Below are 23,867 nucleotides of genomic sequence, written 5' to 3'. Positions count from 1 at the left end.
CCGCCTCGTCACACAGATCCCACAGCTCAAGCCCGACAGCAGGTCAGATGCACCCGTCCAGAGTCGAGTTGCGGCCGTACCGCAGCTCGCGCCCGTCGAGCAGGACGCCAACCCCCGTCGGCAGCACCGGAGCGTCCAGTTCCGGCAGGGCAAGGCCATCCCAGTCGACGCTTACTTCGATGGTCTCGGGGGATTCCGACGCGATCTCGTACATCTCCTGGGGCAGCACTTCCCAGACGGCGTCTTCGTCCATGCCGTCGTACGGCCCACCGGGCTCCGGCACGCCACCACGGGCTCGACCGTCCTCGGCGGACCGCATCGGCGTCAGCCCGGGGACCTTCACCGTCAGGAACGGGTCGAGCTCCCTTTCGACCAGCAGCTCGCCATGGCGATACACCCTGATCACGAACGTATGGCCGGCCGCCCACGAACCCGTGCGCACGTAGTAGGCGACCGAGGCGTCGAGCTCTTCGAGGTTGTTGCCGACCTCGAGGTGCTCCCAACCGCCGCCGCCTTGCCAGCAGGAGCCCTCGAACATGTAGAAGCTGTACACGTCACATCCCCCGAGCCGTCCGCACCATCCGCGCGGCTGCCGACGATACCGCTCAACCAGCGCGCCTACAGCTGCCGCAGGTGATCGCGGAGCGCGCGGGCGACCTGGGCCATCAGGGCCTCGGCGCCGGGCTGGGTGATGGCGGGGACGAGGGACTCGGTCAGGACGGCGATGGCGAATGCCTGGCCGTCGGAGTGCTCGACGACGCCGATTTCGTGGCGGAGGTTGAGGAGGGTGCCGGTCTTGGAGGACCAGGTGGTGGCGTCGGAGCCGAAGTCCGGGGCGAGGCGGTGGCGTAGCACGTTGTTGGCCATGAGGCGGCGCACGCGCTCGGCTACGTCCGGGTGGATCGTCGACGGCGTCCACAGGGCCTGGAGCAGTTCGGCCCAGGCGCGTGCGCTGCCGGTGTTGGCGCGGGTGGTGTCGAGCTGTGGCACCCGGTGTCCACGGCCGTGGGTGCCGGCGTCGATGGCGAGGGCGTGGGCGAGATGTGCCTGTGTGGTGTCGAAGCGTTCCACGGGCGTGTCACTCAGCTCGTCCGTGATGTGCCGGACCGTGATGCCGTGGAGGTCGAGCTCGTGGAGCAGGTCCGCGACCTGGGCGGGCGGGGTGAGGTCGAACAGCGCGTCGGCGGCCGCTCCGTCGCTGATGCAGGTGGACAGATAGAGCAGGTCGTCGATCGCGATCCGGGCGGGGTGGCGGAATCGGCTCAGTCCGGTCGGGCCGGGCGTGGTGATCCGCCCGGGTCGTACGTCGAGCATCGTGGCTCCGTCGAGCTCGCCGCGCCGGATGCGCTCCGCTGTCGCCAGCGCGAGCGGAACCTTGACCAGGGACGCGGACGGCAGCTGGACATCCGGATCGATGCCCAGCTCTTCGCCGGTGTGCAGATCCCGGACGAGGAGGTATCCGCGCAGGCCACCGTCGTGCAGTCGCCCGCGCATCTCGCGGAGCAGCGCCTCGGTCATGCGACCGCCCCCTCGGCACCGACGCAGCGTGCGATCGCGTCGCCCAGGCGTGCCTGGATGTGTTGTGGATCGCCGACCGCCGCGCCGGTGAGGGCATACCCCCGGGTGAGCGCGATCTCGCCGATGGGGCGCCAGCTCAGGGCGAGTTCCCGGGCCTGCGCGGGCGAGCACAGCAGCAGATCGCGTGAGCACAGCACCTCCGCCGCGGCGGTCGTGAGGTCGTCCGCGACGACGAGCTGTGCGGGCCGCAGTCCGACGGCGTCGCGCAGGCGCGTCAGCGGGTCGCGGACGTGCGGGACGTCGTCTTCCGGTTGGATCCAGATACGGCGGGGCGGGACGGGGTCGGCCCGTCCGATCCGCAGCGTCTCGACGTAGACCCGCTTCACGCCGGGATCCCGGGCGCCGGCCAGCCCGAGCGGCACGGACCACGCCGCCTCGTCCGGCGGCACCGGAAGCAAGGCGGCACGCACCTGTTGGGAGCGGACGAGCTCCAGCCGCCGCGGCGAAGGGCCGACGCGGAGTTCGAGGGTGACGCCGTGTCCTCGCGCGTCGGCGACGAGGCGGGCCAGATCGACGGTGGAGCAGATTCCGGGCACCGCGAGCCGCCACGGCTTGCGCTTGGCGGTTTCCGCCTCGTGTTCCAGTACGTCGGCGGCCAGGACGAGCTGACGGGCCGTCGGCAGCATCTCCCGGCCGAAGGGCGTGAGGACGGCCCGCCGCGAGGTGCGCTCGAACAGCTGCTCACCGAAGCGCTCCTCCAAGGCGGCGATACGGCGACTGGCCACTGGCTGGGACATCCGGGCGGCGGCCGCTCCGACGGTGAAACTGCCGCGCTCGCTCACGCTGACGAACGCGCGACACGCTCCCACCAGATCCACGGCCAACACCCCCTATGCCAAAACAGCATGGAACCCCACTCGATCGTATTGGATCGTATGGCTGCCGCGAGACGAAAGTGGCCCCATCAGCCACATCCCCCACAGGAGGTTCGGACCATGCGGCACATCCGCGCCCGGCGCGCCATTCGCGGTGCGCTTGCCACACTCACCCTCGTCCCGCTCGCGGCCTGCGGCCAGGACGGTTCCAATGCCTCGTCCTCTCCGTCCTCTCCGTCCTCGAAAGCGGCGAACAGTCAGGCGGCGTCGTATGTCCGCGAGTTCAGGGACCTCGAGCACAAGTTCGACGCGCGCCTGGGCGTCTACGCCATCGACACGGGCACCGGCCGTGAGGTGGTGTACAACGACGGCGAGCGCTTCGCCTACAACTCCACCTTCAAGGCCATGGCCGCCGGTGCCGCCCTGAAGAAGTTCTCGCTCAGCGGGATGGACAGAAAAATCACGTACTCCAAGGATGTACTAATCGCCAACTCCCCCGTAACCGAAAAGCACGTGGACACCGGGATGACCCTGGGCGAGCTGTGCGACGCCGCCGTCCGCTACAGCGACAACGCCGCGGCCAACCTGATCCTCAAGGAACTCGGCGGGCCCAAGGCCCTCGACGCCACGCTCGAGAAGTTGGGCGATGACGTCACCCGGATGGATCGCCCCGAGCCGTATCTGAGCGAGTGGGTCCCGGGCGAGCTGCGGGACACCACCACTCCGCGGGCGTTCGCGAAGGACCTGCGCGCGTTCGTCCTCGGGGACGTCCTCGCCAAGGGCGAACGGGCGCAGCTCACGAAGTGGCTGCGGACCAACACGACGGGCGACAAGGTCATCAGGGCCGGGGTGCCCAAGGGCTGGGTGGTCGGCGACAAGACCGGCACCGGCAGCTACTACGGCGGTCGCAACGACATCGCCGTGGTCTGGCCCCCCGACAAGGCCCCCATCGTGATCGCGATCCTGTCGCACCGCGGCAAGAAGGACGCCGAACCCGACGACAAGCTGCTCGCGGAAGCGGCGTCCGTGGTCGCCGACACGCTGTCGTAGGGGCCACGCCCCGCACCACCCACGCACCCCGGGCGCACCACCCCGCTCCCGCAGGGCACCCGCTCACCCCTCCGCGATCACCACCGCCGACGCGACCCCCGCGTCATGGCTGAGCGACACATGCCACGCCCGTACGCCCAGCTCCGCCGCCCGCGCCGCCACCGTCCCGCGCACCGTCAGCCGTGGCTGCCCGCTGGCCTCCGTCTCCACCTCCGCGTCGGTCCAGCGCAGCCCGCCCGGTGCGCCGAGCGCCTTGGCCAGGGCTTCCTTGGCCGCGAACCGGGCGGCGAGCGACGCGATCCCGCGCCGCTCGCCGCTCGGCAGGGTCAGCTCGGCCGGGACGAACAGCCGGTCGGCCATCCCCGGCGTACGCCGCAGCGCATCGTCGAAGCGGTCGATCTCGGCCACGTCGATGCCGACCCCGATGATCATCGGCCGCTCACTCCACGGTCACGGACTTGGCCAGGTTGCGCGGCTGGTCGACCTCGTTGCCGCGCGCCGTGGCCAGTTCGCACGCGAAGACCTGCAGCGGCACGGTCGCGACCAGGGGCTGCAGCAGGGTCGGGGTGACGGGGATCTCGATCAGGTGGTCCGCGTACGGGGCCACCGTCGTATCGCCGCGCTCGGCGATGACGATCGTCCGGGCGCCGCGGGCCCGGATCTCCTGGATATTGGAGACGATCTTGTCGTGGAGAACGGACCGGCCACGCGGCGAGGGCACCACCACCACGACCGGCAGGTCCTCCTCGATCAGCGCGATCGGCCCGTGCTTGAGCTCACCGGCCGCGAAGCCCTCGGCGTGCATATAGGCGAGCTCCTTGAGCTTGAGCGCGCCCTCCAGGGCGACCGGGAAGCCGACGTGGCGGCCCAGGAACAGCACGGTGTTCTTGTCCGCCAGCGTCCGCGCCAGCTCCCGCACCGGCTCCATGGTCTCCAGCACCTGCTCGACCTGGGTGCCCATCTCGGACAGCTCGCGGATCACGGACTGGATCTCGTCGCCCCACTTGGTGCCGCGCACCTGCCCCAGGTACAGCGCCACCAGGTAGCAGGCCACCAGCTGGGTGAGGAACGCCTTGGTGGAGGCGACCGCGACCTCGGGCCCGGCGTGGGTGTACAGCACGGCGTCCGACTCGCGCGGAATCGTGGAGCCGTTGGTGTTGCAGATGGCGAGCACCTTCGCGCCCTGTTCGCGCGCGTGCCGCAGGGCCATCAGCGTGTCCATGGTCTCGCCGGACTGCGAGATGGCGATCACCAGCGTCCGCCGGTCCAGGATCGGGTCGCGGTAGCGGAACTCGCTGGCCAGCTCGGTCTCGCAGGGGATACGGGTCCAGTGCTCGATGGCGTACTTCGCGATCATCCCCGCGTGGTACGCGGTGCCGCAGGCCACGATGACGACCTTGTCGACCTCGCGCAGCACCGACGCCGGGATCCGGACCTCGTCCAGGGTCAGGTTCCCCGCCACGTCGATCCGCCCCAGCAGCGTGTCCGCGACGGCCTTCGGCTGCTCGGCGATCTCCTTGAGCATGAAGTAGTCGTAGCCGCCCTTCTCGGCGGCGGAGGCGTCCCAGTCGACGTGGTACGTACGGACGTCCGCGGGCGCCCCGTCGAAGTCCGTGACCGTCACGCCGTCCCGGCGCGCCTCGACGACCTGGTCCTGGCCGAGCTCGATGGCCTCACGGGTGTGGGCGATGAAGGCGGCCACGTCGGAGGCGAGAAACGCCTCGTCCTCGCCGACGCCGACGACCAGCGGCGAGTTGCGGCGCGCGCCGACCACCACATCGGGCGCGTCCGCGTGCACCGCGACCAGCGTGAAGGCGCCCTCCAGCCGGCGGCAGACCTGCCGCATCGCCTCGGCGAGGTCGCCGCATGAGGAGAATGACTCGGCGAGCAGATGCGCCACGACCTCGGTGTCGGTCTCGGAGGCCAGCTCGTGGCCGCGCTCGGCCAGCTCGGCGCGGAGCGCGGCGAAGTTCTCGATGATGCCGTTGTGGACGACGGACACCCGGCCCGCGTTGTCCAGGTGCGGATGGGCGTTGGCATCGGTCGGGCCGCCGTGGGTGGCCCAGCGGGTGTGGCCGATGCCGGTGCCGCCGCTGGGCAGCGGGCGGTCCGCGAGCTCCTTCTCCAGGTTGGCGAGCTTGCCGGCCTTCTTGGCCGCGGCCAGCCCACCGTCGGCGAGCACGGCGACGCCCGCCGAGTCATAGCCGCGGTATTCGAGCCGCTTCAGCCCGGCGAGGACGACATCGAGGGCGGACTGCCCTCCCACATAACCAACGATTCCGCACATGCAGTGCAGCGTACGGCCCGTGGCCGCACCCACGAGCCACCCCCCACCCGCAATCCGCCACCTGCCGGTCATCCGTCGCACGTCCGGCATCCACGGCGATGCATAATGCGCATGGGCGGCCGGGAGGCCGCCCATCTCATCTCAGGGGGGAATCATGCGCCGCGCCACCACTCATGCCCTCAGAGCCTGCGGCGTCGCGACCGCGCTGCTCGCGCTCGCGACCGGATGCTCCTCGGACGAGGACCACACGAACCCTTCCGCCGAGAAGAAGGACGCGGGAAAGACCGCCACCGAGGCCGTCCGCGCCGCCGTGGCGAAGGTCCGCGGCACGAGCGCCGATATCCACGGGGAGGTGTTGGTCGCCGAAGGAGAGGGGGCGTTCCCCATTTCCCTCGACGGCCCCTTCGACCTGGCCAAGGACAAGGGGAAACTGGCGGTGGACTTCCCCGGGGGCGCGATCGACCACGTGGACGAGATCTTCGACGGCGACACCATCTACGTGAACGGGATCCAGGGCGTGGCGAAGGGCACCTGGGGCGCGGTCGCGCGCGGCAAGGCCGAGGCCCACTATCTGCTCCGCGCCCCGCTCAACGACCCCGAGCACTACCTCCGCCAGATCTCCGCGATGCGCAAGGTGGAACGCTTCGCCACCAACGAGACCGTCGGCGGGACCCTCACCACCAGGTACCGGGGCTCGATCGACCACGCCACCCTCACCCTGCGCCTCGCCGACAAGCCCCGCGAGGGCGCCGAGAAGATACGGGATGTTCAGGGCACCGACCTGCCGGTGTTCGCCGACGCCTGGGTGGACCACCAGGGGCGGCTGGTGCGGCTGAAGATGACCTACCGCATGGCGACGGTGTCCGTCACGACCACCATGACGCTGTCCGCGTTCGGGAAGCCGGTGAAGGTCGCCGCGCCCGACGCCTCCCGGACCGTCCCGGCGACCACGATGGGCGGCGTCCTGCTCGGCTGACCGAAAGCCGTGGCCGGCCGAAAGCCTCGGCTGCCCGAAAGCCTCGGCCGGCCGAAAGCCGCGCGTGGTGAACGCCACGCGAACGCCACGCGTGATGGACCCCACGCCCCGCCCGCCCCCACGCGCCCGCGCCGAGCCCCGACAATGAGAGGATGATCACGTCTCCCGCGCAGGACGCGCACCCCGCGCACCCCGCACACCCGGAGCACGACTCACCGCCCCAGCACCCTCCCCGCCCCCCACGGCGGACGGAACCGAGCCCGTACGTGGATCTGTCCCGCGCCGAGTGGAGCGCGCTGCGGGACAAGACCCCGCTGCCGCTCACCGCCGAGGAGGTCGAGCGGCTGCGTGGTCTCGGCGACGTCATCGACCTCGACGAGGTACGGGACGTCTACCTCCCGCTCTCCCGGCTGCTGAATCTGTACGTGGCCGCCACGGGCAGTCTGCGCGGCGCGCTCAACACCTTCCTCGGCGACACCAAGAAGGGCAACGGCACCCAGCCCGGTACGCCCTTCGTGATCGGCGTGGCGGGCAGCGTCGCGGTCGGCAAGTCCACCACCGCCCGGCTGCTCCAGGCGCTGCTGGCCCGCTGGCCCGAGCATCCGCGCGTCGAGCTGATCACCACCGACGGCTTTCTGCACCCCAACGCCGAGCTGCACCGGCGCGGCCTGATGTCCCGTAAGGGCTTCCCCGAGTCGTACGACCGCAGGGCCCTGACCCGGTTCGTCGCGGATGTGAAGGCGGGCAAGGAGGAGGTCTCGGCGCCCGTCTACTCCCACCTCATCTACGACATCGTGCCGGGCGAGCGGCTGACCGTACGCCGCCCCGACATCCTGATCGTCGAGGGGCTGAACGTGCTCCAGCCCGCGCTGCCCGGCAATGACGGCCTCACCCGCGTCGGCCTCGCGGACTTCTTCGACTTCAGCGTGTACGTCGACGCCCGCGCCGAGGACATCGAGCGCTGGTACCTGGGCCGCTTCCGCAAGCTGCGCGAGACGGCCTTCCAGGACCCGTCCTCGTACTTCCGCAAGTACACCCAGGTCTCCGAGGAGGAGGCGCTGGACTACGCCCGGATGATGTGGCGCACCATCAACCGGCCCAATCTGCAGCAGAACGTGGCGCCCACCCGCGGCCGTGCCACGCTGGTGCTCCGCAAGGGCCCGGACCACAAGGTCCAGCGGCTGTCGCTGCGCAAACTCTGAGACCGACCCGAACCTCTGAGACCCGAACGGGAGCATGACCGTGCTGCATCTGCGGCTGATCGTCCCGGCCGACCGCACCGACGAGGTGGTGCGCACCGTGGAGCACACGGTGGGCACCACCCACCTCGTGGTGCTGCCGGGCGTCGCGCGCAACCCGGCGGGGGACGTGGTGCTGGTCGATGTGGCGCGCGAGGCGGGCGACGCCCTGCTGGGCGAGTTGCGCGCGCTGGGCGTGGACACCTACGGCTCGATCGCCGTCGAGAACATCGACCTGTCGCTGTCCAAGCGCGCCGAGAAGGCGGAGGAGGAGGCGCCGGGCGAGGGCGCGGACGCCGTCCTGTGGGAGCACCTGGCCGAGGCCACCCACGAGGAGTCCACGCTCTCCGTCACCTTTCTGGCCTTCCTCGCCATCGCCACGATGATCGCGGCCTGCGGTGTGGTGCTGGACAACGCGATCCTGATCGTGGGCGCGATGGCGGTCGGCCCGGAGTTCGGCCCGCTGGCCGGGCTGTCCACCGCGCTGGTCCAGCGGGCCCCGCGGCTCGCGGCGCGTTCGCTGATCGCGCTGGTCGTGGGGTTCGCGGTGGCGATGGTGCTGACGACGGGCTTCGGCGTGCTCATGGACGCCTTCGGGCTGTTCTCCAAGGACCAGCTGGAGCGGCCGCGGCCGAACACCGACTTCATCTGGAAGCCGGACCTCTTCTCCTTCGTCGTGGCCCTGCTCGCCGGGGTCGCCGGAACGCTCTCGCTGACCTCGGCGAAGTCCGGGGCGCTGGTCGGCGTGGCGATCTCCGTCACCACGGTGCCGGCCGCGGCCAACGCGGCGGTGGCGCTCGGCTACGGCGAGATCGCCCAGATGTGGGGCTCGACGGAGCAGCTGCTGCTGAACCTGGCCGGGATCGTGGTCGCGGGCACGCTCACGCTGCTGGCCCAGAAGTATCTGTGGGCCAAGCAGCGAGAGCGCGCTCTCGGGCGTTAGCCGAGCGCGGACTTCACCGCGTCCGCGAGGCGCTCCGCGACCGACCGGGCCTGGTCGATGTCTGCGGCCTCGACCATCACGCGCACCAGGGGCTCGGTCCCGGAGGGCCGCAGCAGCACCCGCCCGGTCTCACCCAGCTCGCGCTCCGCGTCCGTCACCGCCGCGGCCAGCTCGGCGCTGGAGGCGACCCGGGACTTGTCCACGTCCCGGACGTTGATCAGCACCTGGGGCAGCCGCTCCATGACGGCCGCGAGATCGGCCAGCGTACGGCCGGTGGCGGCCACCCGGGCGGCCAGCAGCAGCCCGGTCAGGGTGCCGTCGCCGGTGGTGGCGTGGTCGAGCACGATGACATGGCCGGACTGCTCACCGCCCAGGGCATAGCCGTGCTCCTTCATCTCCTCCAGCACATAGCGGTCGCCGACCGCCGTCTGGACCAGCTCGACGCCCTCGCGCCGCATGGCGAGTTTGAAGCCGAGGTTGGACATCACGGTGCCGACGACCGTGTTCTCCCGCAGGCCGCCCGCCTCGCGCAGCGCGAGCGCGAGCACCGCGAGGATCTGGTCGCCGTCGACCTCCTCGCCCATCGCGTCCACGGCCAGGCAGCGGTCGGCGTCGCCGTCGTGCGCGATGCCCAGGTCGGCCCGGTGCTCGACGACGGCGGCCTGGAGCCGGTCCAGGTGGGTGGAGCCGTAGCCGTCGTTGATGTTGAGCCCGTCCGGCTCGGTGCCGATGGTGATGACCTCGGCGCCGGCCCGGGCGAACGCCTCGGGGGAGACCCGGGCGGCGGCGCCGTGCGCCCCGTCGATGACGACCTTCAGCCCGTCCAGCCGGTTGGGCAGGACGCCGATGAGGTGGGCGACGTACTTGTCGAAGCCCTCCCCGTACTCGCGCACCCGGCCCACGCCCGAGCCGGTCGGCCGGACCCACGGCTCGCCGGAGGCGTGCGCGCGGTAGGTGGTCTCGATCCGGTCCTCCAGGTCGTCCGCGAGCTTGTGGCCACCGCGGGCGAAGAACTTGATGCCGTTGTCGGGCATCGCGTTGTGGCTGGCCGACAGCATCACGCCGAGGTCCGCGCCCCGCGCACCGGTCAGATACGCCACCGCGGGCGTCGGCAGCACGCCCACCCGCTCCACGTCCACGCCCGCACTGGCCAGACCGGCCACCACGGCGGCCTCCAGGAACTCTCCGGACGCGCGCGGATCCCTCCCGACCACCGCCACCGGCCGATGGCCTTCGAAGGTTCCCGCCTCGGCGAGCACATGCGCCGCGGCGACCGACAGACCGAGCGCCATCTCAGCCGTCAGGTCGGCGTTGGCGACACCGCGCACACCGTCCGTACCGAAGAGTCGTCCCACTGGTGTCCTCCGAGATTACGAGCTGGGGGGCGGAAGCTTGCTTGTAGGTATACGCCCCCTGGTGCGAATAGCCGAACGCCCCGGCGGCACGGGTGGTGCCGCCGGGGCGTTCGAACAAGCGAGCGAAGCCGCCGTATGGGCAGCGCAGCCGCGCGATTAGCGCTTGCTGTACTGCGGCGCCTTACGGGCCTTCTTCAGACCGGCCTTCTTACGCTCGGTGGCGCGGTCGTCACGGGTCAGGAAGCCGGCCTTCTTCAGCGGGCCGCGGTTGTTGTCCACGTCCGCCTCGTTCAGCGCGCGGGCGATGCCCAGGCGCAGCGCACCGGCCTGACCGGAGACGCCGCCACCCGTGATGCGGGCGACGACGTCGTAGCGGTCGTCCAGCTCGAGCACCTTGAAGGGCTCGTTGACTTCCTGCTGGTGCACCTTGTTGGGGAAGTAGCCCTCAAGGGTGCGACCGTTGATCTTCCACTGGCCGCTGCCCGGCACGATGCGGACGCGGGCGATGGCGTTCTTGCGACGCCCGGTGCCGGCGGCCGGCTGCGGCTCGCCGAAGCGGGACGCGAGCGACTCGGAGGTGTACTCCGACTCGATCGTCTCCACGCTCTCGGTGGTGTACTCCTCGACATCGAGGGTGGTCTCGACGGGGGTCTCGGCGGTGGTCTCGGCCACGATGCTCCTCAGATTCTCTTCGTCTTAGGGGTGGCCGGGACTACTGCGCGACCTGGGTGATCTCGAACGGGACCGGCTGCTGAGCGCCGTGCGGGTGCTGGTCGCCCGCGTAGACCTTCAGCTTCGAGAGCATCTGACGGCCCAGGGTGTTCTTGGGGAGCATGCCCTTGATGGCCTTCTCGACGGCCTTCTCCGGGCTCTTCTCCAGCAGCTCGTCGTAGCGGATGGAACGCAGACCACCCGGGTAGCCGGAGTGGCGGTACGCCATCTTCTGGGTCCGCTTGTTACCGGAGAGGTGCACCTTGTCGGCGTTGATGATGATGACGAAGTCACCAGTGTCGACATGCGGCGCGTACACCGGCTTGTGCTTGCCCCGGAGAAGGGTGGCGGCCTGAGAGGCCAGGCGGCCCAGGACGACGTCGGTGGCGTCGATGACGTGCCACTGACGCTGGACGTCGCCGGGCTTGGGGCTGTACGTACGCACGGTCGTAGCCTTCGCTTCTTCAGTGAGTGTGGTCCTGACAAGGCCACCCGGACGATCACGACAGCCTTGGCCGCACATCGGTGACGCAAACCGAGTGCCTGCCGCTGGTCATCGGCCCGGTGGACCGGCGTAACGGCCTCTCACGTGAGAACGAGCAAGCCAATACGCATAACGAACTGGCAGAATACCGGCCCGCCCCCGTACGGGTCAAAACACCCCCGGCACGTCACGCTGCTCAGCGCTCCCACGCGCCGGGCCGCCCCTCGTCCCAGACCGGCTCCGGCGCCTCCCGCACCACCCCGTCCGACCCGAAGACCAGAAAGCGGTCGAAGGACCGGGCGAACCACCGGTCGTGCGTGACAGCCAGCACCGTGCCCTCGTACCGCTCAAGACCCTCCTGCAGCGCCTCCGCACTCTCCAGGTCCAGGTTGTCCGTCGGCTCGTCCAACAGCAGCGCGGTGGCCCCCGCAAGCTCCAGCAGCAGGATCTGACCCCTTCCTTCTGGGGGACACCCCCAGACCCCCGTGAGCCTGCTGCCCGCCCGACAGCTTGTCGAAGCGCTGGTCACCCTGGCACTCCAGCTCATAGCGGCACAGCCCGGCTCACCTCTTACGCGCCACCCGCCCCTCGTCCCAGACCGGCTCCGGCGCCTCCCGCACCACCCCGTCCGACCCGAAGACCAGAAAGCGGTCGAAGGACCGGGCGAACCACCGGTCGTGCGTGACAGCCAGCACCGTGCCCTCGTACCGCTCAAGACCCTCCTGCAGCGCCTCCGCACTCTCCAGGTCCAGGTTGTCCGTCGGCTCGTCCAACAGCAGCGCGGTGGCCCCCGCAAGCTCCAGCAGCAGGATCTGGAAGCGGGCCTGCTGCCCGCCCGACAGCTTGTCGAAGCGCTGGTCACCCTGGCGCTCCAGCTCATAGCGGCGCAGCGCGCTCATCGCGCCGCCCCGGTCCTTGGCGTGCTCGGTCCACAGGATGTCCACGAGGGGGCGCCCGTCCAGCTCGGGGTGGGCGTGGGTCTGCGCGAAGTGTCCGGGCACCACCCGCGCCCCCAGCTTCCACGCGCCCGTATGCGCGACCCCGTCGCCCGCCAGCAGCCGCAGGAAGTGCGACTTCCCCGAGCCGTTGCTGCCGAGTACGGCCACCCGCTCCCCGTAGAAGACCTCCAGGTCGAACGGTTTCATCAGCCCGGTGAGCTCCAGCCCCTGGCAGGTCACCGCGCGCACTCCGGTCCGGCCGCCCTTCAGCCGCATCCGGATGTCCTGCTCACGCGGCGGCTCCTGCGGCGGGCCCGCCTCCTCGAACTTCCGCAGCCGGGTCGTGGCGGCCTGGTAGCGGCTGGCCATGCCGGAGTTGTACGCCGCCTTCTGCTTGAGGGTGAGTATCAGCTGCCGGAGCTTGGCGTGCTCCTCGTCCCAGCGCCGCCGCAGCTCCTCGAAGCGGGTGAAGCGCTCCTTGCGGGCCTGGTGGTACGTGGCGAAGCCGCCGCCGTGCACCCAGACGTCGCTGCCCGCCGGGCCCGGCTCCACGCTGATGATCTTCTCGGCGGAGCGGGCCAGCAGCTCCCGGTCGTGGGAGACGAACAGCACCGTCTTCTTCGTCTCCCGCAGCCGCTCCTCCAGCCACCGCTTACCGGGGACGTCCAGATAGTTGTCCGGCTCGTCCAGCAGCAGCACCTCGTCGGCGCCGCGCAGCAGCGACTCCAGCACCAGCCGCTTCTGCTCACCGCCCGACAGCGTCCGCACCTGGCGCCACTGCGCCCGCTCGTACGGGACGCCGAGCGCGGCCATGGTGCACATGTCCCACACCGTCTCGGCCTCGTACCCGCCCGCCTCGGCCCAGTCGCTGAGCGCCTGCGCGTAACTCATCTGCGCGGGCTCGTCATCCTTCGTCATGATCGCGTACTCGGCCGCGTCCACCGCCCCGGCGGCCTTCCGGATCCCCGGCCGCGCGACCGACACCAGCAGGTCCCGCACCGTCCGGTCGTCCCGTACGGACCCCACGAACTGCGGCATCACCCCGAGCCCGCCGCTGACCGTCACCGCTCCGCCGTGCGGCTTGAGCTCCCCCGCGATCAGCCTCAGCAGCGTGGTCTTCCCCGCGCCGTTGGCCCCCACCAGCGCGACCGCGGCGCCCTCACCGACCCGGAACGACACATCCCCGAGCAGCACCCGCCCGTCGGGGAGGTAGTACTCGAGATGGCCCGCCTCCACATGTCCCATGCACCGGATTGTGACCTCTGGTGGTGTACCGGACCAACCGGTTTAGCACCCGACCGGATTAAGATGCGCGCCATGAGCTTTGGGCAAGGGGGGCCTTACGGGCCCGGGGGATCCCAGCCGCCGACGCCTGACTGGGCGGCACTCGCCGACGACACCGCGAGGCGTGGCCGCCGCCGCAAGCTGCTGTTCATCGGCGGCGGTGTGCTCGCGACGGCCGCCGTCGCGGCGATCGTCGCCACGGCCGTGATCAGCAGCGGCGGCAAGGGTGACTCCAACAAGTCTGACAAGTCCGCCAGTCAGCTGCCCGCGCCGCAGGACCTGCCCAGCGAGTCCCCCACCCCCGAGCCCACGTTCTCCGATGTGGCCCCACCGGCCCCACCGAAGCCGCTGGACATCATCTCCAGCGCGAAGCGGGACAAGGCGCCGATCAGCACCGGCACGCTCTTCTCCGGTGACAAGGCCGTCGGGAACGGCCATGAGTACTCCAAGGCCGCCACCGCCGCCACGAAGAACTGCGCGACGGCGGCCCAGGGCGGCCTCGGCTCCGTCCTCACCAACAACGGCTGCCGCCAACTGTTCCGCGCGACCTTCTCCAAGGACGGCGTCGCGGTCACCGTCGGCATCGCCGTCTTCGACACCAAGGCGGCGGCGGAGCGGGCCAAGAATCAGTCGGGGCCCAATGTGGCGTCCCTCGCCGGCGGCGGCGTACCCGTCTTCTGCCGCCAGGCCGACTGCCAGGCATCCGCCAACGCCATTGGCCGCTACGCCTACTTCACCATCGCCGGCTACACCTCCGGCAAGGACGTGACCAGCAGCGACACCAAGGCGGTGGGGGCGGGACGCGATATCGCGGACTACGCCTTCCGCCGCATCCTGGAGCGCGGCAACCAGCAGGCGTCGGCGGCGGCGACGGCCACCAACTAGAAGCCGCCGCCCGGCCCGTACCCGGCTCCGCGGCCGGGCACTGGCGGACGGCGGCGCTCTGTTACGCCTTCAGCGCCTTCTCCAACTTGGCGACCTGCGCCGAGACCACGACGTCCGGGAGGAGGGGCTTGGTGGGGTTCGCGATGTCGACGCCGAAGAACACGGACAGGTGCGTACCGGAGCGCACGACCGTGAACTTCACGGTGCCGACGTCCTCCGTGCCCGCCTCGGCCAAGGTGTAGGTCAGCGCCTCGTCGCCGAGCTTCGGCGCGGTCAGCGTCTCCACCTTCGCGACGTCCGCCTTCTCGCCGCTCCCGTCGGTCGCCTTGAACCCACCGGCGCATGCCGCGAGAGCGCCCCGCAGGTCCGATACGGTCTGCTCGGCACCGGCCTCCGCGTACGAGGACACCCGGATCATGCCCGTGGCGGTCCCCGTGCCCTTGCCGCCGCCGGTCAGCGCCCCGGCCGAGGAGAACGTCGCGTACGCCGAGTCCTTCGGCGCCGGGTTCGTCTGAGCACCCATCAACTGCGCCAGCGGCTGGCACTTGGCGTCCGCGGCCTTGGCCTCGCCGCCGTCCGAGTACTCCTTGTCCGTCATCTTCTCGACGTCGAAGCCCTTGATGTCGGCCTTCACGACCACGGCCTTCTCCAGCGCGGCCTTCGGCAGCGGCGCGGCCTGCTGCTCCGCCGCCGGCGCCTTCTCGGCCGACCTCTCCGACGACTTGTCGGACTTCTTGTCACCGTCGGAGTCGCCGCCGCACGCGGTCACCAACCCCAGCGCCGCCACGGCCGTGACCGCCAACACGACGCGCGACACAGACTTACTCACGTTTTTGTCCATCCTTGATTGACTCTCCCGCGATCGCGGTCGAGATCATCAAACATCGGGTTGCACCTGGTCGAACAGAGATTTCCATGACAATCCGATATCGCCGGAAAGGTTGCACAACGCCGGATCACGAGATCACAACGGCCCGGCGGCATGGAATCCCCGAGCATGGCAGAGGCCGCCCTGCTCGTGAGCGAGATTCAGCCGATGCGCCGCCTCACGGCATTCGGCTCACGCGGGCGCGGCGCCTGCTCTCGGCAACCGACGTACAACCCTCGCGGAAGGTTGTACCGGATGACCCAGATGTGGGGCATCACATATCACCATGCGCATAAGCAACCTTTCCCGCGTCCAACGGTCTTACCGACCGATCGATGCTTACCGAACCCATACCGGCCCCATACCGGGATCATGTGGGCGTATTTCAGAGTGGCTTGTGAGTTGAGCGCATTACGGAGAGCCGAAGGGGAGGCAGCGGCGCGACGGTCCGCACAGGCCGCGCGTACATCACCATGAAGATCTCATTCCTGCTGCACAACGCGTACGGCATAGGCGGCACCATCCGCACGACCTTCAACATGGCAAGCGCGCTCGCCGCCCGCCACACGGTCGAGATCGTCACCGTCATGCGGACCCACAGCGCCCCCAGCCTCCCCCTCCACCCCGCCGTCCGGATCACGCCGCTGATCGACCGGCGCCCGGACGCGAAGGGGAGCGACGCGGACAACCCCCTCCTGCAGCAGCCCACTTCGCGCATCCCGGCCGCCGAGGCGAAGGGCACCACGAACTTCAACGCGCTCACCGACCAGCGCATCGCCGCCTACCTCTCGGACACCGACGCGGACGTGGTCATCGCGACCCGCCCCGGGCTGGTGATCTACCTCGCCGAGTTCGGGCAGCGCCGCTATGTGCGGATCGGGCAGGAGCACCGGATCTACGGCACCCATCAGGCCTCGCTCCGCGCCGCCTGCGACGCCGCGATCGCCCGCCTGGACGCGTACACCACCGTCTCGGCGGCCGACGCGGCGACGCACCGCGCCCATCTGCCCGGCGTCGCCACCCGTATCGTCGGGCTGCCCAACGGGGTCCCCGCCACGGAGGTCGAACCCTCCGACGGCTCGGCCAAGCTGGTCGTGGCGGCCGGGCGGCTCATCCCCGTCAAGCGGTACGACCTGCTGGTGGAGGCCTGGGCGACAGTCGCCGCCAAGCACCCCGACTGGCATCTGCGCCTCTACGGCCGGGGTCCCCAACAGCCAGTCCTCCGCCGCCGGATCGACGAACTCGGCCTGGCCGACCACATCACGCTCATGGGCGCCCACTCCCCCATCGAGACCGAGTGGGCCAAGGGCTCGATCGCCGCCGTCACCTCGCGCGAGGAGTCGTTCGGGATGACGATCGTGGAGGCCATGCACTGCGGTGTACCCGTCGTCGCCACCGACTGCCCCCACGGACCCGGCGAGATCATCACCCACGGCCAGGACGGCCTCCTCGTCCCCGTCGGCGACCGCGACGCCATCGCCAAGGGGCTGTTGAGCCTGATCGAGGACAACGAACTGCGCCGCACGATGGGCGCGGCAGCCCGCGCGGCCGCCCAGCGGTACGCGCCGGAGCGCGTGGCGGAGGCGTACGAGCAGCTGTTCACGGAGCTGTACGAGGCACGCGGCGCGTCCGCCCCGGCCACCCGGCGCGGACGCGGTCCGCTGCTGGGGTTCCACAGCCCCTTGGCAATGGCGTCACCCCTGAAGACCACCCTCAAGGGCGCGGTGAAGCAGCTGATCCGCAAGCCGCTGCGCCCCAGCGCCTCCTGCCGCGTCGACGCGGACGGAAACCTGACCGTCCTGATCGACCGTACGGACATGCGCGGCGCCGACCTCGCGCTCGTCCTCACCCGCCGCGACGACCACGACGGCCGGGGGATCGCCCCGCTCACCCTGCCCCTGCGTCCCCCCGCCACCGATGACGCCCCCTGGACCGCGCTGCTCGACCGCCGCGCCCTCACCCTCGCCGAGGGCCGCTGGGACCTGCACGTCCTACGGCCCGGCGACGGCGTCAGCCGCCGGGTGCACTGCCGCTTCGCGGAGGGGCGCGGCCTGCTGGGCCTGGAGCCGCTGCCGGACGCCCCGTTCTCCTGGTGGATCCCGTACCGCACCGCCGGCGGCCATCTCGCCCTGCGCACCTGGCACCGCCGGGCCCACGCCGAAGCCCGTACGATCCGCGCCGACGCCGAGGCGATCAGCGTGACGGGCACCCTGCACGGCACCGTCTTCCCGGCGGACGGGGCCCCCACCGTCCGGGCCGTTCCGCGCGGCGGCGCGTCGAGCCCCTTCACCATCCCCGTCACGGCCCTCGGCCCGGCCGACTTCCGCGCCACCATCCCGTACGAGCGGATCCGCGAGGCCGCCGCTCACTCGGCCAAGGCGCCGGTATGGGATCTGACGCTCCGTCTCACCGCGGATGGCGCCGCGGTCGCGGGCGACACCGCTCCGCTCCGAGTCGGCCGGATCCTGGGTGACATCGTCGACCGCAACAAGACGGACCTCTACCCGGTCACCGACGGGATCCGCCCCTACCTGACCAAAGCGAACAACCTGGCTGTCACCCTCCCGGCGTGACGCTTCAGCAGCAGCCCGCCCCAGCCGCAGGATGCGCCAGCGGCAGCGTCCGCTTGTTGCGGGCCTCGCGGTTGCGGGCGGCGAGTTGGTCATCGGCCGGGTAGCCGACCTCTTCGAGGGTCAGCCCATGGGGGCGTACGACATGGACCGCGGAGTCGCGCACCCCGGCGGCCAGCACCTTGGCGGGCCAGTCCGCCGGGCGGTGGCCGTCGCCGACGAAAAGAAGGGCGCCGACCAGGGCCCGGACCATGTTGTGGCAGAAGGCGTCGGCCCGCACGGTCCCCGTGATGATGCCGTCGGGACCGCGCTCCCAGCTCAGCCGCTGGAGGGTGCGGATGGTGGTGGCGCCGTCGCGCTTCTTGCAGTACGCCGCGAAGTCGTGCTCCCCGAGCAGCTTCTGCGCGGCCTCGTTCATGGCGTCCACGTCCAGCGGCCAGTCGTGCCACAGCACATGGCCGCGCAGCAGCGGGTCGACGCCGCCGGGGTGGTCGACGACGCGGTAGGCGTAGCGGCGCCAGATGGCGGAGAAGCGGGCGTTGAAGCCGGGCGGGGCCTCGGCGACGGACCAGACGCGTATGTCGTGCGGAAGCCGGCCGGCCAGGCGGCGCAGCAGCTTCTCGTGGTGCTCGGCCCAGATGGGCTCCGGGAGGTCGACATGGGCGACCTGGCCGCGCGCGTGAACGCCGGCGTCGGTGCGGCCCGCGACGGTCAGCTCCACCGGGTCCCGCATGCGCATGACGACCTGCAAGGCGCTCTCCAGCTCGCCCTGTACGGTGCGCACCGTGTCCCGGCCGCGCTGCTTGGCCCAGCCCGAGAAGTCCGTGCCGTCGTACGACAGGTTCAGCCGGACGCGTACATAGCTTTCGGGCGCCTCGTCCGTCACCCAGAAATCCTCTCCATGCGGGACGGGCCCGCCCCCCAAGTCGCTGGGGGCGGGCCCGTCACCTCAAGCCTCAGAACGCTCAGGCGTCCTTGCCGCTCTCATCAGCCGCTTCCGTGGCGGGCTCGGCCGGGGCCTCAGCGGCCTCCGCCGGGGCCTCGGCGGCCTCGTCCTTCTTCAGGCCCTCGAGCGCCTGGTCGCCGGCAGCGTCCTTCGCGGTGCGCTTGGTGGCGGCCTCGGCCTCGCCGACAGCCTGCTGCTGCACGGTCAGCGCCTCGACCAGCTCGATGATCGCCATGGGCGCGTTGTCGCCACGGCGGCTACCGATCTTGGTGATGCGGGTGTAGCCACCCGGCCGGTTCTCGTAGCGCGGGCCGATCTCCGTGAAGAGGGTGTGCACCACGCTCTTGTCACGGATGGTCTGCAGCACCAGACGGCGGTTGTGAAGGTCGCCCTTCTTCGCCTTGGTGATCAGCTTCTCCGCCACCGGGCGCAGGCGGCGGGCCTTCGCCTCGGTGGTCTTGATGCGGCCGTGCTCGAACAGCGAGGTGGCGAGGTTCGCCAGCATCAGCCGCTCGTGCGCCGCGCTGCCGCCCAGACGGGCACCCTTGGTGGGCCTCGGCATTGTTTCTCCTTTGGTCTGCACCGGCCGTATGAGGTACCGGTGTCAGTTACCGACGGGCGAGCGCCCGCCGGAAGTCTTCAGGCTTCAGCTCAGGGCCCCGAGCGCGCGGCTCGGGGCCCCAGGGCTCAGTACTGCTCGGTCTCGACGAAACCGGCGTCCGCGTCGTCGTCCGCGCCGAACGCGTCCGCGGCGGCGGTCGGGTCGAACCCGGGCGGGCTGTCCTTGAGCGCCAGGCCCATACCGGCCAGCTTGGCCTTGACCTCGTCGATCGACTTGGCGCCGAAGTTGCGGATGTCGAGCAGGTCCGCCTCGGACCGCGCCACGAGCTCACCCACGGAGTGGATGCCCTCACGCTTGAGGCAGTTGTACGAGCGGACGGTGAGCTCGAGCTCCTCGATCGGCAGCGCCAGATCGGCGGCCAGGGCGGCGTCCGTCGGAGACGGGCCCATGTCGATGCCCTCGGCGTCGATGTTCAGCTCGCGGGCGAGACCGAACAGCTCGACCAGGGTCTTACCGGCGGAGGCCATGGCGTCGCGCGGGCGCATCGCCTGCTTGGTCTCGACGTCGACGATCAGCTTGTCGAAGTCGGTGCGCTGCTCGACACGGGTCGCCTCGACCTTGTAGGTGACCTTGAGCACCGGCGAGTAGATGGAGTCGACCGGGATCCGGCCGATCTCCTGGCCGACCTGCTTGTTCTGGACGGCGGAGACATAGCCGCGACCGCGCTCGACGGTCAGCTCCATCTCCAGCTTGCCCTTGCTGTTCAGCGTGGCCAGGACCAGGTCGGGGTTGTGCACCTCGACACCGGCCGGCGGGGCGATGTCGGCGGCGGTGACCAGGCCGGGGCCCTGCTTGCGCAGGTACATCACGACCGGCTCGTCGTGCTCGGAGGAGACGACCAGCTGCTTGATGTTGAGGATGAGGTCGGTGACGTCCTCCTTGACGCCCGGCACGGTGGTGAACTCGTGCAGGACCCCGTCGATCCGGATGCTGGTGACAGCCGCACCGGGGATCGAGGAGAGGAGCGTACGACGCAGGGAGTTGCCGAGGGTGTAGCCGAAGCCCGGCTCCAGCGGCTCGATCACAAACCGGGAGCGGAATTCGTCGACGACCTCTTCGGTCAACGAAGGACGCTGAGCGATCAGCATGGTGTTCGATCCTTCAGTCGTGGGCGCCCGCTATTTGACGCCCTCTGTACTGACGATGGTACGGGCGGCACGGGCCAAACGGCTCGTACCGCCCGTAATCCGGAGCCCCTCCTCCATAAATGGCGAGCGGCCCAAGCGTCGTGCTTACTTCGAGTAGAGCTCGACGATCAGCTGCTCCTGCACCTGGGTGTCGATCACCTGGCGCTCGGGCAGCGAGTGGACGAGGATCCGCAGCTGCGACGGAATGGCCTCCAGCCACGCCGGCACGGTGCGCTCGCCGGCCTCGGCCTGAGCCACCTGGAAGGGGGTCAGGGTCCGGGACTTCGGGCGGACCTCGATGATGTCGTTCACGGCGACGCGGGCCGACGGGATGTCGGTCTTGCGGCCGTTCACATTGATGTGCCCGTGGCGGACCAGCTGCCGGGCGTGGTCGCGGGACTTGGCGAAGCCGGCCCGGTAGACCACGTTGTCCAGCCGCGACTCGAGGATGCGAAGAAGGTTCTCACCGGTCTTGCCGGTCTTCTTGTTCGCCTCCGCGTAGTAACCACGGAACTGCTTCTCAAGGACGCCGTAGATACGGGTGGCCTTCTGCTTCTCACGGAGCTGCAGCAGGTACTCGCTGTCCTTGGTGCGCCCGCGACCGTGCTCACCCGGGGGGTAAGGACGGATCTCGATCGGGCACTTCGCGCTCTCGCACTTGCTCCCCTTGAGGAAGAGCTTCTGCTTCTCCCGACGGCAACGCTTGCAGTCGGCCCCGGTGTAACGCGCCATTTTCTGGTATCTCTCCTACTTCAGCTGGTCAGACGCGGCGGCGCTTGGGCGGCCGGCATCCGTTGTGCGGAGTCGGAGTGACGTCCTGGATCGAACCCACCTCCAGGCCGGTGGCCTGGAGCGAGCGGATCGCGGTCTCACGGCCGGAGCCCGGACCCTTGACGAACACGTCGACCTTGCGCATGCCGTGCTCCTGCGCCCGGCGGGCGGCCGACTCGGCGGCCATCTGCGCGGCGAACGGAGTCGACTTGCGCGAGCCCTTGAAGCCGACGTGGCCGGCAGAGGCCCAAGAGATCACATTCCCGGTCGGGTCGGTGATCGAGACGATGGTGTTGTTGAACGTGCTCTTGATGTGAGCGTGCCCGTGGGCGACGTTCTTCTTCTCCTTGCGGCGCACCTTCTTGGCGCCGGCCGTACGGCTCTTCGGAGGCATTCGGTGTATCTCCCGTGGAGGTGGTCGGTCCTACAGCCGGACCGCTTGAACAGCGTCCGGTGCGGACTACTTCTTGCCCGGCTTCTTCTTACCGGCGATGGCGCGACGCGGGCCCTTGCGGGTGCGGGCGTTGGTGCTGGTGCGCTGGCCGTGGACCGGCAGGCCGCGGCGGTGACGCAGACCCTGGTAGCAGCCGATCTCGACCTTGCGGCGGATGTCGGCCTGGATCTCGCGACGGAGGTCACCCTCGGTCTTGATGTTGTTGTCCACGTACTCGCGGATCTTGACCAGGTCCTCTTCCGCCAGGTCGCGAACGCGGGTGTCCGGGTTCACGCCGGTGTTGGCGAGGGTCTGCTGGGCAAGGGTGCGGCCGATGCCGAAGACATAGGTGAGGGCGACCTCGACGCGCTTGTCGCGCGGGAGGTCAACGCCTGCGAGGCGTGCCATGAATCTGGCTCCAGATGGTTGTCGGAGGTCTTCCGCAGCACCACTCCCGGCCGCCGCGCGGCGGCCGCCGGGTCCCCGGCCTCCGACCGGGGGTGTCGTCCCCGCGGGCACGGGAACGGGTGACTGCGTATGTACGTATGTGTATGCGTCGCGCGAAGATACTGCGAGGTGCAGGTCGTGCGGTCAGGCGTACGTCAGCCCTGGCGCTGCTTGTGGCGCAGGTTGTCGCAGATGACCATGACCCGACCGTGGCGGCGGATCACCTTGCACTTGTCGCAGATCTTCTTGACGCTCGGCTTGACCTTCATGGGTGTGAGGTTCTCCGGGTCGTGAGATCTACTTGTAGCGGTAGACGATCCGTCCGCGCGTCAGGTCGTACGGAGAGAGCTCCACGACGACCCGGTCATCGGGCAGGATGCGGATGTAGTGCATACGCATCTTGCCGCTGATGTGCGCGAGGACCTTGTGACCGTTCTGGAGCTCCACCTTGAACATCGCGTTCGGCAGAGACTCGATCACGGTGCCCTCGATTTCGATGGCGCCTTGCTTCTTGGCCATGTCCTGCTTTCGGGATCGGCTACCTTGATCGGTTCGCGACATGCCGAAGGACACGCGTGAGCCGACGTGTCAGTCTACGTCAGCCCATCGAGAAACACGAATCCGGGGCAGCATGCCCCGAATCGGAGATCATTAAGCCGATCGGGATCTTACGCCAGGGGGTCCGGGGCCGCCTGTATGCCGTACTCGGCGAGCTTGGCCGCCCCGCCGTCCACGGCGGTGAGCACCAGCGGGCCCTCCTCGGTGAGCGCGACCGAGTGCTCCCAGTGACTGGACCAGGTGCCGTCGTCCGTCTTGACCGTCCAGTCGTCGGACAGCACATGGGTCTTCGCGGTGCCCAGGCTCACCATGGGCTCGATCGCGATACAGAAGCCGGGCACCAGCCGCGGGCCCTTGCCGCGCTTCTTCGAGACATAGTTCAGCAGGTGCGGGTCCATGTGCATCTGGCTGCCGATGCCATGGCCGCCGTAGTCCTCGACGATCCCGTACTTACCGGAGGCCGGGCGCGGCTGGCGCCGGATGTAGCCCTCGATGGCCTTGGAGATGTCGACCAGGCGGTTGCCCTTGCGGACCGCGGCGATACCGGCCCACATGGACTCCTCGGTCACCCGGCTCAGCTCGTACAGCTCGGGCGCGTGGCCGTCGCCCACGAAGGCGGTGAAGGCGGCGTCACCGTGCCAGCCGTCCACGATCGCGCCCGCGTCGATGGAGATGATGTCGCCGTCCTTGAGGACGGTCTCGCGGTCCGGGATGCCGTGCACCACGACATCGTTCACCGAGGTGCAGATGGTCGCGGGGAAGCCCCCGTAGCCCAGGAAGTTCGACTTGGCGCCGTGGTCGGCGATCACCTTGCGGGCGACGTCGTCCAGGTCCTTGGTCGACGCACCGGGGACGGCCGCCTCGCGGGTGGCCTGGTGGATGGCCGCGACGACCAGTCCCGCCTCACGCATCTTCGCGATCTGCTCGGGGGTCTTTATCTCCACCACTGGGACTGCCTTCCCGCGTTTCCGCCGTTGCCGT

26 protein-coding genes are annotated in these 23,867 nt (G+C 70.0%); 6 read left to right on the top strand and 20 right to left on the bottom strand.

All coding sequences use genetic code 11. From position 1 onward, the window contains the following. Nucleotides 1-43 precede the first annotated feature (43 nt). The 3 genes from ACFV2X_RS10415 to ACFV2X_RS10405 all read right to left on the bottom strand — a co-directional run bounded on the left by ACFV2X_RS10415 (nt 44) and on the right by ACFV2X_RS10405 (nt 2,396). Entirely contained in the window at nt 44-538 is a 495-nt protein-coding gene (locus tag ACFV2X_RS10415) for a hypothetical protein (protein ID WP_385613925.1), read from the bottom strand. 80 nt (nt 539-618) lie between these two features. Beyond that, nucleotides 619-1,518, bottom strand: coding sequence for a serine hydrolase (locus ACFV2X_RS10410; RefSeq protein WP_385613923.1), 900 nt, complete (start codon nt 1,516-1,518; stop codon nt 619-621). Next, nucleotides 1,515-2,396: a LysR family transcriptional regulator gene (locus ACFV2X_RS10405; RefSeq protein ID WP_385613920.1), complete on the bottom strand. Its 882-nt coding sequence runs from the start codon at nt 2,394-2,396 to the stop codon at nt 1,515-1,517. Before ACFV2X_RS10405 ends, ACFV2X_RS10410 begins: the two co-directional genes overlap by 4 nt. 117 nt (nt 2,397-2,513) lie before the next feature. Between ACFV2X_RS10405 and bla the strand changes: the two genes are divergently transcribed. Continuing rightward, nucleotides 2,514-3,443 carry a class A beta-lactamase gene (bla, locus tag ACFV2X_RS10400; RefSeq protein ID WP_385613918.1) on the top strand — a complete coding sequence of 310 codons (930 nt, stop codon included), beginning with the start codon at nt 2,514-2,516 and terminating at the stop codon, nt 3,441-3,443. Nucleotides 3,444-3,506: 63 nt separating this feature from the next. Here the strand turns inward: bla and ACFV2X_RS10395 are convergent, their stop codons facing one another. Beyond that, the gene (locus tag ACFV2X_RS10395) at nt 3,507-3,875 is read right to left on the bottom strand and encodes a holo-ACP synthase (RefSeq protein WP_385613915.1); all 369 of its coding nucleotides are present in this window, start codon (nt 3,873-3,875) and stop codon (nt 3,507-3,509) included. 7 nt (nt 3,876-3,882) lie between these two features. Continuing rightward, on the bottom strand, nt 3,883-5,730 hold the full coding sequence (gene glmS, locus ACFV2X_RS10390) for a glutamine--fructose-6-phosphate transaminase (isomerizing) (RefSeq protein WP_089509670.1): 1,848 nt from the start codon (nt 5,728-5,730) through the stop codon (nt 3,883-3,885). A gap of 154 nt (nt 5,731-5,884) precedes the next feature. Between glmS and ACFV2X_RS10385 the strand changes: the two genes are divergently transcribed. From ACFV2X_RS10385 to ACFV2X_RS10375, 3 genes are all read left to right on the top strand, one after another. Beyond that, nucleotides 5,885-6,706 (top strand): hypothetical protein, encoded by an 822-nt coding sequence (locus ACFV2X_RS10385; protein ID WP_385613912.1) that lies wholly within the window; start codon nt 5,885-5,887, stop codon nt 6,704-6,706. Between the two features lie 152 nt (nt 6,707-6,858). Continuing rightward, nucleotides 6,859-7,908 carry a type I pantothenate kinase gene (gene coaA, locus ACFV2X_RS10380; RefSeq protein ID WP_385613909.1) on the top strand — a complete coding sequence of 350 codons (1,050 nt, stop codon included), beginning with the start codon at nt 6,859-6,861 and terminating at the stop codon, nt 7,906-7,908. 40 nt (nt 7,909-7,948) lie between these two features. Then, complete coding sequence (locus tag ACFV2X_RS10375) at nt 7,949-8,887, top strand: DUF389 domain-containing protein (RefSeq protein ID WP_385614021.1); 939 nt, start codon at nt 7,949-7,951, stop codon at nt 8,885-8,887. Here the strand turns inward: ACFV2X_RS10375 and glmM are convergent. The 5 genes from glmM to ACFV2X_RS10350 all read right to left on the bottom strand — a co-directional run bounded on the left by glmM (nt 8,884) and on the right by ACFV2X_RS10350 (nt 13,620). Then, nucleotides 8,884-10,242, bottom strand: coding sequence for a phosphoglucosamine mutase (glmM, locus tag ACFV2X_RS10370; RefSeq protein WP_385613907.1), 1,359 nt, complete (start codon nt 10,240-10,242; stop codon nt 8,884-8,886). The genes ACFV2X_RS10375 and glmM overlap by 4 nt on opposite strands. 156 nt (nt 10,243-10,398) lie before the next feature. Then, on the bottom strand, nt 10,399-10,914 hold the full coding sequence (gene rpsI / locus ACFV2X_RS10365) for a 30S ribosomal protein S9 (RefSeq protein WP_385613905.1): 516 nt from the start codon (nt 10,912-10,914) through the stop codon (nt 10,399-10,401). 40 nt (nt 10,915-10,954) lie between these two features. Then, a complete protein-coding gene (rplM, locus tag ACFV2X_RS10360; protein ID WP_346173366.1) occupies nt 10,955-11,398 on the bottom strand; it encodes a 50S ribosomal protein L13 in 444 nt (147 codons plus the stop codon). A 235-nt stretch (nt 11,399-11,633) separates the two neighbouring features. Continuing rightward, the gene (locus tag ACFV2X_RS10355) at nt 11,634-11,966 is read right to left on the bottom strand and encodes a hypothetical protein (protein ID WP_385613903.1); all 333 of its coding nucleotides are present in this window, start codon (nt 11,964-11,966) and stop codon (nt 11,634-11,636) included. Nucleotides 11,967-12,000: 34 nt separating this feature from the next. Continuing rightward, the gene (locus tag ACFV2X_RS10350) at nt 12,001-13,620 is read right to left on the bottom strand and encodes an ABC-F family ATP-binding cassette domain-containing protein (RefSeq protein ID WP_385613900.1); all 1,620 of its coding nucleotides are present in this window, start codon (nt 13,618-13,620) and stop codon (nt 12,001-12,003) included. A gap of 72 nt (nt 13,621-13,692) precedes the next feature. Here ACFV2X_RS10350 and ACFV2X_RS10345 point away from each other — a divergent pair, with 72 nt between their 5' ends. Further along, nucleotides 13,693-14,544 carry a hypothetical protein gene (locus ACFV2X_RS10345; protein ID WP_385613897.1) on the top strand — a complete coding sequence of 284 codons (852 nt, stop codon included), beginning with the start codon at nt 13,693-13,695 and terminating at the stop codon, nt 14,542-14,544. Between the two features lie 61 nt (nt 14,545-14,605). Here the strand turns inward: ACFV2X_RS10345 and ACFV2X_RS10340 are convergent, their stop codons facing one another. Continuing rightward, nucleotides 14,606-15,373: a hypothetical protein gene (locus ACFV2X_RS10340; protein WP_385613894.1), complete on the bottom strand. Its 768-nt coding sequence runs from the start codon at nt 15,371-15,373 to the stop codon at nt 14,606-14,608. Between the two features lie 512 nt (nt 15,374-15,885). Between ACFV2X_RS10340 and ACFV2X_RS10335 the strand changes: the two genes are divergently transcribed. Next, complete coding sequence (locus ACFV2X_RS10335) at nt 15,886-17,985, top strand: glycosyltransferase (protein ID WP_385613891.1); 2,100 nt, start codon at nt 15,886-15,888, stop codon at nt 17,983-17,985. 4 nt (nt 17,986-17,989) lie between these two features. On the opposite strand, the gene truA is transcribed toward ACFV2X_RS10335, so the two are convergent. The 9 genes from truA to map all read right to left on the bottom strand — a co-directional run bounded on the left by truA (nt 17,990) and on the right by map (nt 23,833). Next, the gene (gene truA, locus ACFV2X_RS10330; RefSeq protein WP_385613888.1) at nt 17,990-18,868 is read right to left on the bottom strand and encodes a tRNA pseudouridine(38-40) synthase TruA; all 879 of its coding nucleotides are present in this window, start codon (nt 18,866-18,868) and stop codon (nt 17,990-17,992) included. A 79-nt stretch (nt 18,869-18,947) separates the two neighbouring features. Further along, nucleotides 18,948-19,490, bottom strand: coding sequence for a 50S ribosomal protein L17 (gene rplQ, locus ACFV2X_RS10325; protein ID WP_385613886.1), 543 nt, complete (start codon nt 19,488-19,490; stop codon nt 18,948-18,950). A gap of 125 nt (nt 19,491-19,615) precedes the next feature. Next, entirely contained in the window at nt 19,616-20,638 is a 1,023-nt protein-coding gene (locus tag ACFV2X_RS10320; protein ID WP_031080491.1) for a DNA-directed RNA polymerase subunit alpha, read from the bottom strand. A gap of 144 nt (nt 20,639-20,782) precedes the next feature. After that, complete coding sequence (gene rpsD, locus ACFV2X_RS10315; RefSeq protein ID WP_014178789.1) at nt 20,783-21,409, bottom strand: 30S ribosomal protein S4; 627 nt, start codon at nt 21,407-21,409, stop codon at nt 20,783-20,785. Between the two features lie 28 nt (nt 21,410-21,437). After that, nucleotides 21,438-21,842, bottom strand: coding sequence for a 30S ribosomal protein S11 (gene rpsK, locus ACFV2X_RS10310; RefSeq protein WP_009715860.1), 405 nt, complete (start codon nt 21,840-21,842; stop codon nt 21,438-21,440). Between the two features lie 66 nt (nt 21,843-21,908). Continuing rightward, entirely contained in the window at nt 21,909-22,289 is a 381-nt protein-coding gene (gene rpsM / locus ACFV2X_RS10305; protein WP_060945198.1) for a 30S ribosomal protein S13, read from the bottom strand. A gap of 194 nt (nt 22,290-22,483) precedes the next feature. Continuing rightward, nucleotides 22,484-22,597, bottom strand: coding sequence for a 50S ribosomal protein L36 (gene rpmJ, locus ACFV2X_RS10300; protein WP_003956441.1), 114 nt, complete (start codon nt 22,595-22,597; stop codon nt 22,484-22,486). Between the two features lie 28 nt (nt 22,598-22,625). Beyond that, nucleotides 22,626-22,847 (bottom strand): translation initiation factor IF-1, encoded by a 222-nt coding sequence (gene infA / locus ACFV2X_RS10295; RefSeq protein ID WP_003956442.1) that lies wholly within the window; start codon nt 22,845-22,847, stop codon nt 22,626-22,628. A gap of 149 nt (nt 22,848-22,996) precedes the next feature. After that, on the bottom strand, nt 22,997-23,833 hold the full coding sequence (map, locus tag ACFV2X_RS10290) for a type I methionyl aminopeptidase (protein ID WP_385613881.1): 837 nt from the start codon (nt 23,831-23,833) through the stop codon (nt 22,997-22,999). Nucleotides 23,834-23,867 lie beyond the last annotated feature (34 nt).

This window comes from Streptomyces sp. NPDC059679 (assembly GCF_042734105.1).
Classification (GTDB): Bacteria; Actinomycetota; Actinomycetes; order Streptomycetales; family Streptomycetaceae; genus Streptomyces.
Note: the sequence above shows the minus strand (reverse complement) of the source record. Positions and strands in the feature narration are given on the sequence as shown.

Coding starts and splice junctions, on each gene's coding strand:
- ACFV2X_RS10415 (WP_385613925.1), bottom strand. CDS start 538: ATGTTCGAGGGCTCCTGCTGGCAAGGCGGCGGCGGTTGGGAGCACCTC.
- ACFV2X_RS10410 (WP_385613923.1), bottom strand. CDS start 1,518: ATGACCGAGGCGCTGCTCCGCGAGATGCGCGGGCGACTGCACGACGGT.
- bla (WP_385613918.1), top strand. CDS start 2,514: ATGCGGCACATCCGCGCCCGGCGCGCCATTCGCGGTGCGCTTGCCACA.
- ACFV2X_RS10395 (WP_385613915.1), bottom strand. CDS start 3,875: ATGATCATCGGGGTCGGCATCGACGTGGCCGAGATCGACCGCTTCGAC.
- glmS (WP_089509670.1), bottom strand. CDS start 5,730: ATGTGCGGAATCGTTGGTTATGTGGGAGGGCAGTCCGCCCTCGATGTC.
- ACFV2X_RS10385 (WP_385613912.1), top strand. CDS start 5,885: ATGCGCCGCGCCACCACTCATGCCCTCAGAGCCTGCGGCGTCGCGACC.
- coaA (WP_385613909.1), top strand. CDS start 6,859: ATGATCACGTCTCCCGCGCAGGACGCGCACCCCGCGCACCCCGCACAC.
- ACFV2X_RS10350 (WP_385613900.1), bottom strand. CDS start 13,620: ATGGGACATGTGGAGGCGGGCCATCTCGAGTACTACCTCCCCGACGGG.
- ACFV2X_RS10345 (WP_385613897.1), top strand. CDS start 13,693: ATGAGCTTTGGGCAAGGGGGGCCTTACGGGCCCGGGGGATCCCAGCCG.
- ACFV2X_RS10335 (WP_385613891.1), top strand. CDS start 15,886: ATGAAGATCTCATTCCTGCTGCACAACGCGTACGGCATAGGCGGCACC.
- rplQ (WP_385613886.1), bottom strand. CDS start 19,490: ATGCCGAGGCCCACCAAGGGTGCCCGTCTGGGCGGCAGCGCGGCGCAC.
- ACFV2X_RS10320 (WP_031080491.1), bottom strand. CDS start 20,638: ATGCTGATCGCTCAGCGTCCTTCGTTGACCGAAGAGGTCGTCGACGAA.
- rpsD (WP_014178789.1), bottom strand. CDS start 21,409: ATGGCGCGTTACACCGGGGCCGACTGCAAGCGTTGCCGTCGGGAGAAG.
- rpsK (WP_009715860.1), bottom strand. CDS start 21,842: ATGCCTCCGAAGAGCCGTACGGCCGGCGCCAAGAAGGTGCGCCGCAAG.
- rpsM (WP_060945198.1), bottom strand. CDS start 22,289: ATGGCACGCCTCGCAGGCGTTGACCTCCCGCGCGACAAGCGCGTCGAG.
- rpmJ (WP_003956441.1), bottom strand. CDS start 22,597: ATGAAGGTCAAGCCGAGCGTCAAGAAGATCTGCGACAAGTGCAAGGTG.
- infA (WP_003956442.1), bottom strand. CDS start 22,847: ATGGCCAAGAAGCAAGGCGCCATCGAAATCGAGGGCACCGTGATCGAG.